This is a genomic window from Streptomyces sp. NPDC001700 (assembly GCF_053596435.1).
This window is the reverse complement of sequence record NZ_JBSFGE010000018.1, coordinates 177,964-194,246: the sequence shown is the minus strand read 5'-3', so window position 1 is coordinate 194,246 and position 16,283 is coordinate 177,964. Positions and strand designations below refer to the sequence as shown.

Sequence of the window (16,283 nt, the reverse complement as noted above, 5' to 3'; positions counted from 1 at the left end):
CCCCGCCGCGCGGCCATCTCGTCCTTCGGCATCAGCGGCACGAACGCCCACCTCATCCTCGAACAAGCCCCCGCCACCCCCACCCCGGAAACCCCAAGGGACACCACCACCGTCCCCTGGCTCCTCTCCGCCAAGACCGAACAGGCGCTCCGCGACCAGGCCCAACGCCTCCTCGACCACACCACCCAGCACCCCACCCTCCACCCCACCGACATCGCCCACACCCTCGCCACCACCCGCGCCACCTTCGAGCACCACGCCGCCGTCGTCGGTGCCACCCGCGACGAACTCCTCGCCCAGCTCCACACCCTCGCCCAGGACCCCGGCCCCGCCACGCTCGCCACCCGGCCCCGCACCAAGAAGGTGGCGTTCCTCTTCACCGGCCAGGGCGCCCAGCACCCGGGCATGGGCCGAGGGCTCTACGACACGTACGCCACCTTCCGCGACGCGTTCGACGAGGTCTGCGCCACCCTCGACCACCACCTCGACGCCCAACTCCCTCTCAAAGACGTGGCCCTCAAAGACGTCATCTTCGCGGACGACCCCACGCTCCTGAACCAGACCCGCTACACCCAGCCCGCCCTGTTCGCGCTCCAGACCGCCCTGACCCGGCTCCTCGCCGAGGACTTCGGCATCACCCCCAGCCACCTCATCGGCCACTCCATCGGTGAGATCGCCGCCGCCCACACCGCCGGAATCCTCACCCTGGACGACGCCTGCCGCCTGGTCGCGGCCCGTGGCGCTCTGATGCAGGCCCTGCCTCCGGGTGGCGCCATGATCGCCGTCGAGGCGACCGAGGACGAAGTCACCCCGCATCTCACCGAACGCGTCGGCATCGCGGCCGTCAACGGACCCCGCTCGGTCGTCATCTCCGGCGACGAAAGCGACGTCACCGCCATCGCCGAGGAGTTCTCCGGCCAGGGACGGCGCACCCGCCGCCTCACCGTCAGCCACGCCTTCCACTCGCCCCATATGGACCCGGTCCTCGCCGACTTCCGTCACGTAGCGGGGCCCCTCACCTACGACGCGCCCCGCATCGCCCTGGTGTCCACCGTGAGCGGGGAGATCGGCGCCGCGTTCGACGCCACCTACTGGACCGAGCACATCCGCGGCACCACCCGCTTCCACGACGGCCTCACCGCACTCCACGACGAGGGCGTCACCACGTATCTGGAGATCGGACCCGACGCCGTGCTCACCGCGCTCACCCGCGAGGCGCTGCCCGAGGCCGCCGCCGTACCGCTGCTGCGCCCCCGTCACCACGAGCCGACCAGCCTGATCAGCGGCCTGGCCCAGGCGCACGCGTCCGGCGTGGCCGTTGGCTGGAAAGGCTTCCTCGAAGAGCGCGGGGCCCGGAGTGTCGCCCTGCCCACGTACGCCTTCCAGCGCCGCCGCTACTGGCTCGGCGCCCCCGACCCCGCCGGTTCACCCGCGGGCCTGGGCCTGGAGCCCGCGGCGCATCCGCTGCTCGCCACGGCCACCGAACTCCCGGACGGCAGCCGCCTGTTCACGGGCCGTGTGACGCTGGCCGACCACGCGTGGCTGGGCGACCACATCGTGATGGGGACCGTCATCCTGCCCGGCACCGCCTTCGTCGAGCTGGCGTTCCACGCCGCCCACGCGGTGGGCACCGACGAGATAGCGGAACTCGTCCTGAACGCGCCCGTCACCTTCGGCTCCCAGGGCGCCGCGCTGCTCCAGGTCATCGTCGGCCCCGACGACCCGGCCACGGGCCGCGCCCTCACCATCAGGTCCCGTTCCGAAGGGGACCACTCCTGGACCGAGAACGCCACCGGCCACCTGAGCGCCCCCGTACCGGTCCCCTGACCGTCCCGCGTACGCGCCGAGAGGGCCGGACACCGCGATCGGTGTCCGGCCCTCTCCGTGTGTGCTGATCAGGCCGCGGCTGTCAGCCTCAGCGGGGTGAACGGCGCCGCCGACGCGGGTGGGGTGGTGTCGGTGAGGTAGGCGGCCATGGCCTCGGCGGTGATGGGGGCGAGCTGGACGCCCATGCGGAAGTGGCCGGTGGCCAGGTGGACGTCGGGGACGGCGGTCGGGCCGATGAGAGGGAGTGCGTCGGGCGAGGCGGGGCGCAGGCCCGCGCTGATCTCGGAGAAGCGCAGGGCGCCGACGCCGGGGATGACCTCGGCAGCGCGGGCCAGCAGGCCGCTGGCGCCGTCGGCGGTGACGGTCTCGTCGTAGCCGCGGTCCTCGTAGGTGGCGCCGACGACGAGTTCGCCGTCCAGCCGGGGCACCAGGTAGAGGGACCCGCCCTTGGAGAGGGCGCGCGACGTCACGCCCAGCAGGGGCGGTTCGGAGTGCAGACGCAGGATCTGGCCCTTGACCGGGCGGATCTCCGGGATGGCGGCCTCGGGGAGTCCCCCGATGTGGTGGGTCCAGCACCCGGCGGCCAGGACGACGCGGTCGAAGGGCACCGCGTCGCCGTTGTCGAGGGTGACGGTGTGGTGCGCGACCCGGATGGCGCGGCGGCGGATGATGGTGCCGCCGAGGGCTTCGATGGCGGTGAGCAGCGCCGCGTTGAGGGTGCGGGGGTCGATGGCGCCGTCGTCGGGGCCCAGCAGGCCGCCGAGGGTGGGGGCGAAGGCGGGCTGGAGCTTGGCGCACTCCTCGGGGGTGAGGCGTTCGCTGCGGATGCCGAGCGACTCCCGGAACGACTGCTGGTAGTCGAGCTTGCGGAGGGCGTCCTCATCGAAGGCGGCGTCCAGGACGCCGTCCCGCCGGAAACCGGCGGGGGCGAACTCCTCCAGCTCGGCGGCGAAGGACGGCCAGAGGTCGCGGGAGTCCAGGCACAGCCGCAGCAGGTCGGTCACGCCGTCGATTTGCTCACTGCTCGGCGGAAGCATGCCCGCCGACGCGTGGGATGCCTTGGTGGCGGGGGCCGGGTCGATCACGGTGACGGTGACGCCGTGGCGCAGGGCCCGCCAGGCGGTGGCGAGGCCGATGACGCCTCCGCCGACAACAACGATGTTCATGATGCGCTCTCCTGGACGATGCGCCGCAGATGGGTGGCGAGGTCTGCGGGGGTCGGATGGTCGAAGGTGAGGGTCGCGGGGAGCCGCAGTCCGGTGGCGGCGGACAGGTGGCGGCTGAGTTCGAGGTTGCCGATGGAGTCCAGGCCGATGGTGTGGAACTCCCGGCCGGGGTCGATGTCGTCGGGGCTGTCGTAGCCGAGCACGATGGCGGCCGCCGTACGGACGAACTCCAGGGCGGCCTCGTCGTGTTCGGCCTCGGGCAGGGTCGCCAGACGGGCCCGCAGGGTGTCGGTCGCGGTGGGCCGGGGCGTCGCGGCGGGCGCCAGGTCGGCGAGGACGGATGGGATGTTTCCGGCGAGGGACCCGGTGAGGGCCGACTCGTTCAGCCGTACGGGCGCGAGCACGGCCTCGTCCCCGGCGAGGGCGGCGTCGAAGAGGGTCAGGCCCTGGTCGTGGCCGAGCGGGGCGAAGCCGGAGCGCTTGATGCGGGTGAGGTCGGTGGCGGACAGCTCGGAGCCCATGCCGCCCTCGCTCTCCCACAGCCCCCAGGCGAGGGAGGTGCCGCGCAGCCCGAGGGTGCGGCGGTGGTGGGCGAGGGCGTCGAGGACGGCGTTGGCGGCGGCGTAGTTGGCCTGCCCCGCGTTGCCGGTGAGCCCGGCGACGGAGGAGAACACCACGAACGCGCAGTCCGGGTCGCGGATCAGCTCGTGCAGATGGAGCGCGGCGTCGGCCTTGGGGCGCAGCACCGCGTCGAGCCTGCGCGGGGTGAGGGTGTCGACCGTGGCGTCGGACAGCACGCCCGCGGTGTGGATGACGGCGGAGGGCGCGGGGATGGCCGCCAGGGCGCGTTCGAGTGCCGGGCGGTCGGCGGCGTCGCAGGCGATGAGGTCGACGCGGGCGCCGAGCGCGGTGAGTTCGGCGGTCAGTTCGTCGGCGCCGGGGGTGTCCGGGCCTCGGCGGCTGAGCAGCACGAGGTGGCGGACGGAGTGGCGGGTGACCAGGTGGCGGGCGACCAGGCGGCCCAGCGCACCGGTGCCGCCGGTGATGACGACGGTGCCGGTGAGGCTCGTACGGCCCGGTGGTGGCGGGCAGCGGACGAGGCGCGGCCGGAACAGGGCGCCGTGGCGCACGGCGAGTTGCGGTTCGCCGGAGGCCACGGCGGCGAGGAGGGCGCGGCCCGAGTCCTCGGGGTCGTCGACGTCGACGAGGACGAAGCGGCCGGGGTGTTCCGACTGGGCGCTGCGCAGCAGCCCCCACACGGCCGCGCCCGGCAGGTCGGACAGGTCCTCCTGGGCACGGGTCACGAGGGCGCCGCTGCTGACCAGGACGAGGCGGGCGCCGGAGAGGCGGGTGTCGGCCGACCACTCCTGGACGAGCATCAGGGCGCGCTGGGCGGCCGAGCGCACGGGCGAGTCCTGGTCCGTGCAGGACACCACGACCACGTCGGGTACGGGCGCGCCGTCGCGGAGCGCGGAGTCGAGGGCGGCCAGCGAGGGGTAGGAGTCGAACGAGCGGCGGATGGACTTCAGGGCGCCGGTGACGCCGATGTGGTCGGTGCCGAGGAACGCCCAGCGCCGCTGGTCGGCGGCGGCCGACGGCTGCTCGACGGCCTTCCAGGCGACGCGCAGCAGCTGGGTGCGCTGCGTCGCGGCGTCGAGCTGGTCGGCGGTGACGGGACGCCGTACGAGGGTCTTGACCGTGACGACCGGTTCACCGTCGTCGCCGGTCAGGGCCAGGGAGACGCCGCCCTCGCCGGGCCGGGCGTGGACGCCGACCTGCCGCGCGCCCGCCTTGTGGAGCCGTACGCCGCGCAGCGCGAAGGGCAGGAAGGTGGCGTCGTCGCGGTCGAGGTCCGGTACGAGGGCGGCCTGCAACGCGGCGTCGAAGAGCGCCGGGTGCAGGTGGTAGTCGCCCTCGCCGCCGGACGCGGCGTCGTCGAGGCGGGCCTCGGCGTGGACCTCCTCGCCGTCCGTCCACACGGCGCGCAGGCCGCGGAAGGCAGGCCCGTACGGGAGGCCACGGTCGGCGAGACGGCGGTAGATGTGTGCGATGTCGACCTGCCGGGCTTCCTGGGGAAGCTCTGGCCGTTCCGGGTTGCTCATGGTGGCTTCCTCCGCGGGGCCGGGCGGGTCAGTTTTCGGGCGGGTTGGTGATGGCGGCGGCGATCTCGCCATGGCTCTCGCCGCCCTGCTCGTCCCAGTAGCGGCAGCGGGTCCGCAGCATCACCAGGGCGTCGCGCAGATCGTTGGCGTCCCATTCGGCGATGTCGGCGATCTCGATCTCGCCACGGAAGTGGCGGCCGCTCATGGCGGTGCGGAAGGTGCTCCGGAAATCGGTGATGAACACGTCCGCGAGCTGCCGGGTCCAGAACTGCTCCAGTGTCCACCGGGAGAAGGGCGCGACGAGCGATTCCTTCACCGACTTGGCCATCAGGTAGTAGGCCATCTGGTTGAAGCAGATGTTGAACTCGACCGAGTTGAAGTGGCCGGTGTCATCGATGTAGCAGGACTCGGGGATCAGGAAGGTGCAGGCGGCGCCGAGCCGTCCGCCGTCGAGGGGGTCGCCCTCCACCGTGACCGCCGCCGAGGTGAGGTATTCACACCGCTTGGCCCGGTAGGGGGTGAGCACGCGGTGCAGCAGTTCCTCGTCGGTGGGGTAGACGCGCTGGTCGGTGTCGTCGAGCAACCGGGTCATGTCGGGTCTCCTGATCGTTGCGCGGTGCGGAGGAGTTCGGCCAGGCTCATGTTCTGGATCGCCGCGGTGCGGTCTTCCGTGTCCGGGCCCGGCTCCGGACAGTCCGGTGTGGATTCCGGGTCGCTGAAGCCCAGTTCGTCCAGCAGATGGCGGGTCAGGACGAGGGCGGTCGGGTGGTCGAAGACGAGCGTCGCGGGCAGGCGCTCCCCGACGGCCTCACCGAGCGCGTTGCGGAACCGCACGGCGGCGAGGGAGTCGAAGCCCATGTCGCGGAACGACCGCTCGGCGTCGACCTCGTCGGCGTCGGCGAAGCCGAGGGTGGCGGCGGCCCGGGTGCGGACGACGTCCAGCAGTGCCTGTTCCCGGCGGGCGGGGGTGAGGCGGGCGAGCCGGTCGCGCAGGTTCTCGGCGGGTTCGGTGGCGGTGGCGGCGGGGTCGACGGCGCGGCGGGCCGGGCCGCGTACCAGGTCGCGCATCAGATACGGCACATCGGCGCGGCGCTGCCCGGTCAGGTCGAGCCGTACGGGCGCCAGGAACGCCCGGTCGAGCGCCCCGGCGGCGTCCAGCAGCGCCATGCCCTCGTCGGAGGCGATGGGCAGGACGCCGTCACGCCGCATGCCCGCCAGGTCGGCGGCGTCCAGTGCGCCGGTCATGCCGCTGGCCACCTCCCACAGCCCCCAGGCCAGCGACTGCGCGGGCAGGCCATGGGCGCGCCGGTGGGCGGCGAGGCCGTCGAGGAAGGTGTTGGCGGCGGCGTAGTTGCCCTGCCCTGCGCCTCCGGTGACGCCGGCGGCGGACGAGAACAGCACGAACGCCGACAGGTCGTGGTTCGCGGTGAGTTCATGGAGGTTCAGCGCCGCGTCGACCTTGGGGCGCATCACCGTGGCCATCTTCTCGGGTGTCAGGGAGGAGATGATCCCGTCGTCGAGGACGCCTGCGGTGTGCACGACTCCGGCGAGGGTACGGTCCGCCAGCACGGCGGCGAGCGCGTCGCGGTCGGCGGTGTCGCAGGCGATGATGTCGACGCGAGCGCCGAGCGCGGTGAGGTCTACGGCCAGGCCGTCGGCGCCGGGTGCTCCGGGGCCCCGGCGGCTGGTGAGCAGCAGGTCGGTGACGCCGTGGGCGGTGACCAGGTGGCGGGCGACCAGAGCGCCGAGGGTGCCGGTGCCGCCGGTGATGAGCACGGTGCCATCACCGAAGGTGGTGGCGGGACGGTCTCCGGAGGTCGAGGCGCGGGTCAGGCGCGGGCGGTGGAGAGTGCCCGAGCGCATCGCGAGCTGTGCTTCGCCGGTGGCCACCGCCGCGCCGAGGTCGGGCTCGGTATCCACGGTGTCGGTGGGGTCGAGGTCGAGGAGGACGACGCGCCCCGGGTTCTCCGTCTGGGCGCTGCGGACCAGCCCCCAGACCCCGGCCCCGGCCAGATCGGTGACGTCCTCACCGTCGACCGACACGGCACCCCGGGTGACGACCACCAGCGTGGCGTCATCGTCCGGGTCCTCCTCCAGCCACGGCTGGAGGACACCCAGCGCCGCCGTGGTCGCGGCGTGGACGGCCTCGGCCGTCGTACCGCCCGCGCAGCGGTGTACGACGGTCCGCGCCGGGGTGGCCCCGCCCAACACAGCGGGCGCCCAGGCGAGTTCGTACAGCGCGTCGTGTGACGTGTCCGCCGGGTGGCCCGTGGCCATCGGGCGCAGGACGAGCGAGTCGACGGACGCGACGGGGCGGCCCGAGGTGTCGGTGAGGCGCAGCGCCACCTCGTCCTCGCCCAGCCGGGTCATCCGCAGCCGGAGCGCGGCGGCTCCCGAGGCGTGCAGGTCGATCCGCGTCCAGGCGAACGGGAGGGTGACCCGTCCGTCGTCGGTGGCGAGCAGCGCGGTGGCGTGCAGGGCCGCGTCGAGCGCGGCCGGGTGCAGCCCGTAGCGGGGGGCCTCGGTGGCGGCCTGCTCGGGCAGCGCGATGTCCGCGTACACCTCGTCGCCGGACCGCCAGGCGGCCCGCATCCCCCGGAAAACAGGGCCGTACATGGGCCCCTCGGCGGAGGGCGGCTCGTAGAAGCCGGTCAGGTCGACCGGTTCGGCGCCCGGCGGTGGCCAGGGCGCGGGGTCGGGCGCCGGTTCCGGTGCGGCGTCGGCGAGGGTGCCCTGTGCGTGGCGGGTCCAGAGGGCGTCGGCGGGGGCGTCGTCGGGCCGCGAGTGGATCGCCACGGTGCGCAGGTCGGCACCGACGACGACCTGGATGGCCACGCCGCCACGCGCCGGGAGGACGAGGGGCGCCTCGATCGTCAGCTCCTCGACGCGTCCCCGGCCCACCTCGTCACCTGCCCGGATGGCCAGTTCCACGAAGCCGGAGCCGGGGAACAGGACGGTGTCGCCCACGGCGTGGTCCGCCAGCCACGGCTGCGTGGCGAGCGCCAGCCGTCCGGTGAGCAGCACTCCCCCGGCCCCGGCGACCGGCACCGCCGCGCCCAGCAGCGGGTGGCCTGCGGGGAGCTGGCCGATGCCGCGCGCGTCGCCGGTGTGTTCGGGCGCGGGCAGCCAGTAGCGCTTGCGCTGGAACGGGTAGGTGGGCAGGTCGACGCGGTGGGCGCCGGTTCCGGCGAACGCGGTTTCCCAGTCGACGGTGGCGCCCCGTACGTACGCCTCGGCCAGCGAGGTGAGGAATTCGCGCGGGCCACCGGCGTTGCGGCGCAGGGTGCCGACGAGCGTGGCGGCCACCTCGGCCGATTCGGCGGTCTCACCGAGCCCGGCCAGCAGGCCCGGGTGGGGGCTGGCCTCGACGAAGATCTCGAAGCCGTCGGCGAGCAGTGCCCGTGTCGTCTCCTCGAACCGGACGGTCTGCCGCAGGTTGGTGTACCAGTACGCGGCGTCAAGACCCTCGGTGTCCAACTGCCCCGCCGTGACGGTGGAGTAGAACGGGATGGCCGAGGTGCGCGGGGTGAGGCCGGTCAGCTCGGTGAGCAGCCGGTCGCGGATCTCCTCCACGAACACCGAGTGGGAGGCGTAGTCCACGCGGATGCGGCGGGTCTGGACACCCTCGCCGTCCAGCCGGTCCCGCAGCTCGTCCAGGGCCTGCGGCTCGCCGCACACCACGACGGAGGCGGGGCCGTTGATGACGGCGAGCTGGAGGCGGCCACCGAAGTCCGCCAGGTGTCCGGCCGTACGGTCGGCGGGCAGGGCCACCGACATCATGCCGCCCCGGCCCGCCAGGTCCTGGCGGATGATCCGGCTGCGCAGCGCGACGACGCGCGCGCCGTCCTCCAGCGACAGCGCACCGGCCACGCACGCGGCGGCGATCTCGCCCTGCGAGTGGCCGACCACGGCGGCCGGTTCGACCCCGGCGGCGCGCCACGCCTCGGCCAGCGACACCATCAGCGCCCACAGCGCGGGCTGGACGACGTCGACGTCCTCCAGGGGCGGTGCGCCCGGCGCGCCGTGCAGCACGTCGAGCAGATCCCAATCGACGTACGGTTCAAGGGCCTTGGCGCATTCGCCGAGGCGGGTCGCGAAGGCCGGGGAGTGTTCCAGCAGGGCCACGCCCATGCCGGGCCACTGCGAGCCCTGCCCGGGGAAGACGAACACGGCGCGCGGATCGCCCCGTCGCACGCCTTGGACGACGGTGGCGGGCGTCTTTCCGGCCGCCACCGCGTCGAGCCCGGCGAGGAGTCCGTCGCGGTCGCCGTCCACGATCACGGCCCGGTGTTCCAGGGCAGCGCGGCCACGGGCGAGCGAGGCGGCCACATCCAGGGCGTCGGTGTCCGGTCGGTCGCGCAGCTGGGTGGCGATCCGGGCGGCCTGGGCGCGCAGCGCCTCGGCGGACGCCGCCGACACGGTCAGCGGTACGGCCGGGGGCCGCTCGCCGCGCGGTTCCCTCGCGCCGGGTGGCGGCGCCTCCTCCAGAACTACATGGGCGTTGGTCCCGCTGACGCCGAACGAGGACACCGCGGCCCGCCTCGGGCGGCCGCCGACCTGCCACTCCCTGGCCTCGGTGAGCAGTTCGACGGCGCCCTCGTCCCAGTCGATGTGCGGGGAGGGGGTGTCGGCGTGGAGGGTGCGGGGCAGCACACCGTGCCGCATCGCCATCACCATCTTGATGACGCCCGCGACTCCGGCGGCGGCCTGGGTGTGCCCCAGGTTGGACTTGACCGACCCGAGCCACAGCGGTGCGCCGTCCGCGCCGCGCTCCTGCCCGTACGTGGCCATCAGCGCCTGCGCCTCGATCGGGTCGCCGAGGGTGGTGCCGGTGCCATGGCCCTCGACGGCGTCGATGTCGGCGGGCGTCAGCCCCGCGGCCGCTACGGCCTGCCGGATCACCCGCTGCTGGGCGGGGCCGTTGGGGGCGGAGAGGCCGTTGGACGCGCCGTCCTGGTTGACGGCCGAGCCACGGATCACGGCGAGTACCGGGTGTCCGGCGCGGCGGGCGTCCGACAGCCGTTCCAGCAGCAGCAGTCCCGCGCCCTCGCCCCAGCCGGTGCCGTCGGCGGACGCCCCGTACGCCTTGCAGCGGCCGTCGGCGGCGAGCCCCCCTTGCAGGCTCATCCCGATGAACGTCTCGGGCGTGGCCATCACGGTGACGCCACCGGCCAGCGCGAGTGTGCACTCGCCCTGCCGCAGCGCCTGCATCGCCCAGTGCATGGCCACCAAGGAGGAGGAGCAGGCGGTGTCGATGGTGACGGCCGGACCCTGGAGGCCGAGGGTGTAGGCGATGCGGCCGGACGCGACGCTGCCGAGGCCACCGCCTGCGGTGAAGCCCGCGAGGTCTTCGGGGACCGAGCCTGAGGGCGGCGCCCAGTCGTGGTACATGACCCCGGCGAACACTCCGGTGGCGCTGCCCTTCAGGGACAGCGGGTCGATGCCGCCGCGCTCCAGGGTCTCCCACGCGGCTTCCAGCAGCAGGCGGTGCTGCGGGTCCATCGCCTGGGCTTCCTTGGGGCTGATGCCGAAGAAGGCGGGGTCGAACTCGGCGGCGTCGTAGAGGAATCCGCCCTCGCGGGTGGAGGTGGTGCCGTGTCTGCCGGGTTCGGGGTGGTAGATCTCCTCGGTGTGCCAGCCCCGGTCCTCGGGGAAGGCGGCGATGGCGTCGGTGCCGTCGGCGACCAGCCGCCACAGCTCCTCGGGCGAGGTGACACCGCCGGGGTAGCGGCAGGCCATCGCCACGATCGCGATGGGCTCGTCCGCCGAGGCCCGTGCGGTGGTCCGCGCCGGAGTGGCGGCGGGTACAGCGCCGCTCACCTTGTCGAGGCCGCTCACCTTTTCCAGTACATGGTCGGCGAGGTCGCCCGGCGTCGGGTGGTCGAAGATCAGGGTGGAGGTGAGCCGCAGCCCGGTGGCCTCGCCGAGCGCGTTGCGCAGCTCCACGGCGGCCAGGGAGTCGAAGCCCAGCTCGGTGAAGGCGCGGCGGGGGTCGATGGCGGTGCCGCTGTCGTGGCCGAGGACGACGGCGATCTGCGCGCGCACCAGGTCGAGGACGATCCGGGCCCGTTCGGCTTCGGGTTTCCCGGCCAGCCGGTCGGCCAGCGCGCCACCGGGGCCACCCACGGCCGTGGCGGCGGCGGTGCGCCGGGCGGGGGTGCGGACCAGGCCGCGCAGCATGGGCGGGATGCCGTCGGGGCGGGCCCGCAGCGCGGGCACGTCGAGGCGCAGCGGCACCAGGGCCGGGGCGCCGGAGGTGAGGGCCTGGTCGAGGAGGGCGAGGTTCTCGTCGGAGCCGAGGGCGGGGAGCCCGGAGCGTGCGGCGCGGCGCAGGGTCACCTCGTCCAGGCGGGCGCCCATGCCCGCGTCGCCCGCCCACAGGTTCCACGCCAGGGAGGTGGCCGGGAGGCCGTGGGCCGCGCGGTGTTCGGCGAGCGCGTCGAGGAAGGCGTTGGCGGCGGCGTAGTTGCCCTGACCCGCCGACTCCAGGGTCCCGGCCGCCGAGGAGAACAGCACGAACGCGGCCAGCGGGCGGTCCCGGGTCAGCTCGTGCAGATGCCAGGCGCCGTCCGCCTTGCCGTGGAAGACGGTACGGACCTGCTCGGGCGTGAGCGATCCGGCGAGCCCGTCGTCGATGACTCCGGCGCCGTGGACGACGGCCGTCAGCGGATGCTCGTCGGGGATCGCCTCCAGCAGCGCGGCCAGGGCGGCGCGGTCGGCGACATCGCACGCGGCCACGGTGGCGTGGGCGCCCAACGCCCTTAGCTCTGCGGCGAGTTCGGCGGCTCCCGGGCCGTCCGGGCCGCGCCGCCCGGTGAGCAGCAGGTGTTTCACCCCGTACCGGCGGACAAGGTGGCGGGCGACCAGACCGCCAAGACCTCCGGTGCCGCCGGTGATGAGCACCGTGCCGTCCAGGTCCCAGGCGACGGGGCACGGGGTGTCCGGCATCGGCGTACGCGCCAGGCGCGGTACGAACAACGCACCGTCACGCAGGACGAGTTGGGTTTCGCCGGTGGTCAGGGCGGCGCGTATCTCGGGTTCGGGTACGTCGCGATCGGTGCCGACGAGGACGAACCGGCCGGGGTTCTCGGCCTGGGCGGAGCGCACCAGCGCCCACAGGGGCGCCAGCGTCAGGTCGCCCTTCGCCTCACGGGTGACGATCGCCAGCCGGGTGTCGTCGCGCAGCGCGCCCTCGATGAGCTTCAGGCCGTACAGCGTGGCCTCGCGCGCCGCCTCGGCGGGGGCGCCGGGGAAAGTGGCGGGCACGTACGCGAGGTCGAATTCCCCGGCGGCCGTGGTGCCCGGCTCCTGCGGGGCCTGGATCCCGGTCCATTCGACGCGCAGCAGCGCCCCGTCCCGTGCCCCGGACCGCACACCGTTCAGCGGCACGGGCCGCTGGACGAGGGACCGTACGGTGGCCACCGGCGCCCCGGTGGTGTCGGCCAGTTCGACCGCTACCTCGTCCGTGGCCGTCCGGCGCAGATGGACACGTACGGCGGTGGCGCCGGCGGCGTGGAGTTCGTAGCCGAGCCAGGCGAACGGCAGCCGCACCTGGCCGTCGTCCTCCGGCCCTTCGGCGGCGTGCAGGCTGGCGTCCAGGAGCGCCGGGTGCAGCCCGAACCGGTCGGCGCCCGCCTCGTCCAATGAGACTTCGGCGAACACCTCGTCCCCCCGGCGCCACGCGGCGCGCACGCCCTGGAACGCGGGCCCGTAGCCGTACCCCTGCGCGGCCTGGCGCTCGTAGAGGCCGTCGACGTCGATCGGCTCGGCACCGTCCGGTGGCCACTGCGCGAACACGGCCCCGTCGGCCGCCGCGCCCTCGCCGTGTTCGGCCAGGACCCCGCTGGCGTGCCGGGTCCAGCTCTCCTCGCTGCGCGCGGGGCGCGAGTAGATCTCGGCGGTACGGCGGCCCGCCGCGTCCGGCGCGCCCACGACGACCTGGACCTCCGCCGCCGCGTCCCCGGTCAGCGACAGCGGCGTCTCCAGGGTGAGTTCCTCCACCACACCGCAGCCCGCCTCGTCCCCGGCCCGTACGGCCAGCTCGACCAGGGCGGTGCCGGGGACGAGGACGACACCGGCGATGACGTGGTCGGCCAGCCACGGCTGGGACCGGGTGGACAGCAGGCCCGTCAGGACCAGCCCGTCGACGCCCGCGAGGCTGACGGCGGTGTCCAGCAGCGGGTGCCCGATGGTGTCCGGGCCGCTCCCGGCGTCCAGCCAGTACCGCTTGCGCCGGAACGCGTAGGTGGGCAGCGCGGTCCGGCGGGCGCCACGGCCCGCGAAGAAGCGGTCCCAGTCGACGGCGGCGCCCTGGGCGTGCGCCACGCCGAGCGCGGTGACGGCCTGCCGCTCCTCGTCGTGTCCGTCGCGCAGCAGCGCGGCGAACGCGGTGTCCGGGCCGTCGTCGGCGAGGCAGTCGCGCCCCATCGCCGACAGGACGGCGTCGGGGCCCAGCTCCAGGTAGGTGGTGACGCCGTGGGCCTCCAGCAGCCGCATGCCATCGGCGAACCGCACCGGCTCGCGGACGTGGCGCACCCAGTAGTCGGCGTCGAACACGGCGCCGACCTCGCCGGTCAGGGTGGACACCACCGGGATGCGCGGCGGCGCGTACGTCAGGGTTTCGGCGACCCGGCGGAAGTCGTCCAGCATGGGGTCCATCAGCGGTGAGTGGAACGCGTGCGAGACGCGCAGCCGCCGCGTCTTGCGCCCCTGCTCGGCGAAGCGGGCGGCGACGGCGAGGACGGCGTCGGCCTCCCCGGACAGCACCACGGCGGAGGGGCCGTTGACGGCGGCGAGGCCGACCCGTTCGGTCAGATACGGGACGACCTCGGCCTCCTCGGCCTGGACCGCCACCATCGCGCCACCGCCGGGCAGTTCGTGCATCAGCGTGCCGCGCGCCCCGACCAGCAGCGCCGCGTCGGCCAGGGACATCACCCCGGCGGCGTGCGCGGCGGCGATCTCGCCGATGGAGTGTCCGGCGACCAGGCCGGGGGCCACGCCCCACGACTCCAGCAGCCGGAACAGGGCGGTCTCGACGGCGAAGAGGGCCGCCTGCGCGTACCGGGTCTGGTGGAGGAGTTCGGCCTGCGGCGAGCCGGGCTCAGCGAACAGCACCTCGCCGAGGGGTTCGTCGAGGTGGAGGTCGAGGTGGTCGGCGGCCTCCTGGAGCGCCCGCGCGAACACCGGGAAGGCGCGGACGAGTTGGCGGCCCATGCCGGGGCGCTGGCTGCCCTGGCCGGTGAAGAGGAACGCGGTCCGGCCCGTGGCCCGTGCCGTACCGGTGTGCAGTCCGGGCGCGGTGGCGCCCTCGGCGAGGGCGGTCAGGGCGCGGCGCAGCTGGTCGCGGTCGGTGGCGACGACCGTGGCGCGGTGGCGCAGCGCGGCGCGTGTGGTGGCGGTCGAGTACGCGATGTCCAGCGGCGACGCCTCGTCCACGACGGTCAGGAGGCGGGCGGCCTGGGCGCGCAGGGCGTCGTCCCCCTGCGCGGACAGGACGACGGGGACGGGGCAGTCGGTGGCGGGGCGGTCGGCCTCGGGGGGCTCGGGGTCGTCCGCTACGAGGGTCGGCGGCTCTTCGATGATGACGTGGGCGTTGGTGCCGCTCGCGCCGAACGACGAGATCCCGGCCCGGCGCGGGGTGTCCGTGCCCTCCCACGGAACGGGCTCGGTGAGGAGCCGTACGGTGCCCTCCGACCAGTCGACGTGCGGGGTCGGCGCGTCCACGTGCAGGGTGCGGGGCAGCGTACGGTTCCGCATCGCCTGGACCATCTTGATGATCCCGGCGGCCCCCGCCGCGGCTCCCGTGTGGCCGATGTTGGACTTCACAGAACCGAGCCACAGGGGGTTGTCGGGCGAGCGGCCGCGTCCGTAGGCGGCGACCAGGGCCTGGCCCTCGATGGGATCGCCGAGCGTGGTGCCGGTGCCGTGCGCCTCGACCGCGTCGACCTCCTCGGGGACGAGGCCCGCGTCGGCGAGCGCCTGGCGGATGACGCGCTGCTGGGCGAGGCCGTTGGGCGCGGCGAGGCCGTTGCTGGCGCCGTCCTGGTTGATGGCGGTGCCCCGGATCACGGCGAGCACCGGGTGGCCGTCGCGCAGCGCGTCCGTGAGGCGGGCCAGGACGAACACGCCCGCGCCCTCGGCGAACGAGGTGCCGTCCGCCGCCTCGGCGAACGCCTTGATGCGCCCGTCCTGGGCCAGGCCGCGCTGGCGGCTGAAGGTGGTGAACGTACCGGGGCTGGAGATGACGGTGACACCACCCGCCAGCGCCAGCCCGCACTCGCCGCGCTGGAGGGACCGTACGGCCAGGTGGAGGGCGGTGAGCGAACCGGAGCAGGCGGTGTCGACGGTGAGCGTGGGCCCTTCGAGGCCGAGCGTGTAGGCGACGCGGCCGGACACCACGCTGGGCAGACTGCCGCCCAGCACATAGCCGTCGAGGCCGTCCGGGGCCTCGTGGGTGCGGGGCCCGTACTCGTGCGGCTCCACGCCGATGAACACGCCCGAGGGGGTGCCGCGCAGTCGGCCCGGGTCGATGCCCGCGCGCTCCAGCGCCTCCCAGGAGGTCTCCAGCAGCAGCCGCTGCTGGGGGTCCATGGCCAGCGCCTCTTTGGGGTTGATCTGGAAGAAGTCGGCGTCGAAGTCGGCGGCGTCCGGCAGGAATCCGCCGCGCCGCACATAGCTGGTGCCGGTGGCGGACGGATCGGGGTCGTAGAGGCGGTCGAGGTCCCAGCCACGGTCGGCGGGGAAGTCGGTGAGCACATGGGTGCCGTCGGCCAGGATCCGCCACAGGTCCTCGGGCGAGGTCACCCCGCCGGGGAAGCGGCAGCCGATGCCGACGATGGCGATCGGCTCGTCGGACACGGCGGGTGCGGTGGGCGCCGCTTCGTCCGGGGCGGGCCCGGTGGCGGTGCCGTGCACCACGGCCACCAGGTGGCGGGCCAGGGCGGCCGGGGTCGGGTGGTCGAAGCCGATGGTGACGGGCAGTTCCACCCCCAGTTCGGCGGTGAGCCGCCGGTGCAGCTGGACCAGGCCGAGCGAGTCCAGGCCCTCCGCCAGGAACGGGCGGTCGGCCGCCACGTCGGTGGGCCCGTCCCCGTAGGCGTCGGGGTCGGCGGCCCGCAGCACGGCGGCGGCCTGCGTCAGCACCAGTTCCAGCATCGCGGCCTGTGACTGCTCGGTCATGTGCATACTC

At 74.4% G+C, this 16,283-nt stretch carries 5 protein-coding genes; 1 reads left to right on the top strand and 4 read right to left on the bottom strand.

The window, feature by feature from the left end; translation table 11 throughout:
- Positions 1 to 1,827: acyltransferase domain-containing protein (locus ACWC5C_RS29615; RefSeq protein ID WP_450880304.1), on the top strand; the 1,827-nt coding region annotated here is incomplete at its 5' end.
- Positions 1,828 to 1,895: 68 nt separating this feature from the next.
- Here the strand turns inward: ACWC5C_RS29615 and thiO are convergent.
- From thiO to ACWC5C_RS29595, 4 genes are read right to left on the bottom strand one after another with little or no spacing between them, the layout of a single operon-like run.
- Positions 1,896 to 2,993, bottom strand: a complete 1,098-nt coding sequence (thiO, locus tag ACWC5C_RS29610; RefSeq protein WP_450880302.1) for a glycine oxidase ThiO — start codon at positions 2,991 to 2,993, stop codon at positions 1,896 to 1,898.
- Entirely contained in the window at positions 2,990 to 5,095 is a 2,106-nt protein-coding gene (locus ACWC5C_RS29605; protein WP_450880300.1) for a type I polyketide synthase, read from the bottom strand. Before ACWC5C_RS29605 ends, thiO begins: the two co-directional genes overlap by 4 nt.
- Positions 5,096 to 5,123: 28 nt before the next feature.
- Positions 5,124 to 5,687 carry an FcoT family thioesterase gene (locus ACWC5C_RS29600; RefSeq protein ID WP_385446441.1) on the bottom strand — a complete coding sequence of 188 codons (564 nt, stop codon included), beginning with the start codon at positions 5,685 to 5,687 and terminating at the stop codon, positions 5,124 to 5,126.
- Positions 5,684 to 16,273, bottom strand: coding sequence for an SDR family NAD(P)-dependent oxidoreductase (locus tag ACWC5C_RS29595; RefSeq protein ID WP_450880298.1), 10,590 nt, complete (start codon positions 16,271 to 16,273; stop codon positions 5,684 to 5,686). The genes ACWC5C_RS29600 and ACWC5C_RS29595 overlap by 4 nt, the downstream gene beginning before the upstream one ends.
- Positions 16,274 to 16,283 lie beyond the last annotated feature (10 nt).

Excerpts from the sequence above, each read along its gene's own strand:
- ACWC5C_RS29595 (WP_450880298.1), bottom strand. The coding sequence starts at position 16,273 with ATGACCGAGCAGTCACAGGCCGCGATGCTGGAACTGGTGCTGACGCAG.
- ACWC5C_RS29605 (WP_450880300.1), bottom strand. The coding sequence starts at position 5,095 with ATGAGCAACCCGGAACGGCCAGAGCTTCCCCAGGAAGCCCGGCAGGTC.
- ACWC5C_RS29600 (WP_385446441.1), bottom strand. The coding sequence starts at position 5,687 with ATGACCCGGTTGCTCGACGACACCGACCAGCGCGTCTACCCCACCGAC.
- thiO (WP_450880302.1), bottom strand. The coding sequence starts at position 2,993 with ATGAACATCGTTGTTGTCGGCGGAGGCGTCATCGGCCTCGCCACCGCC.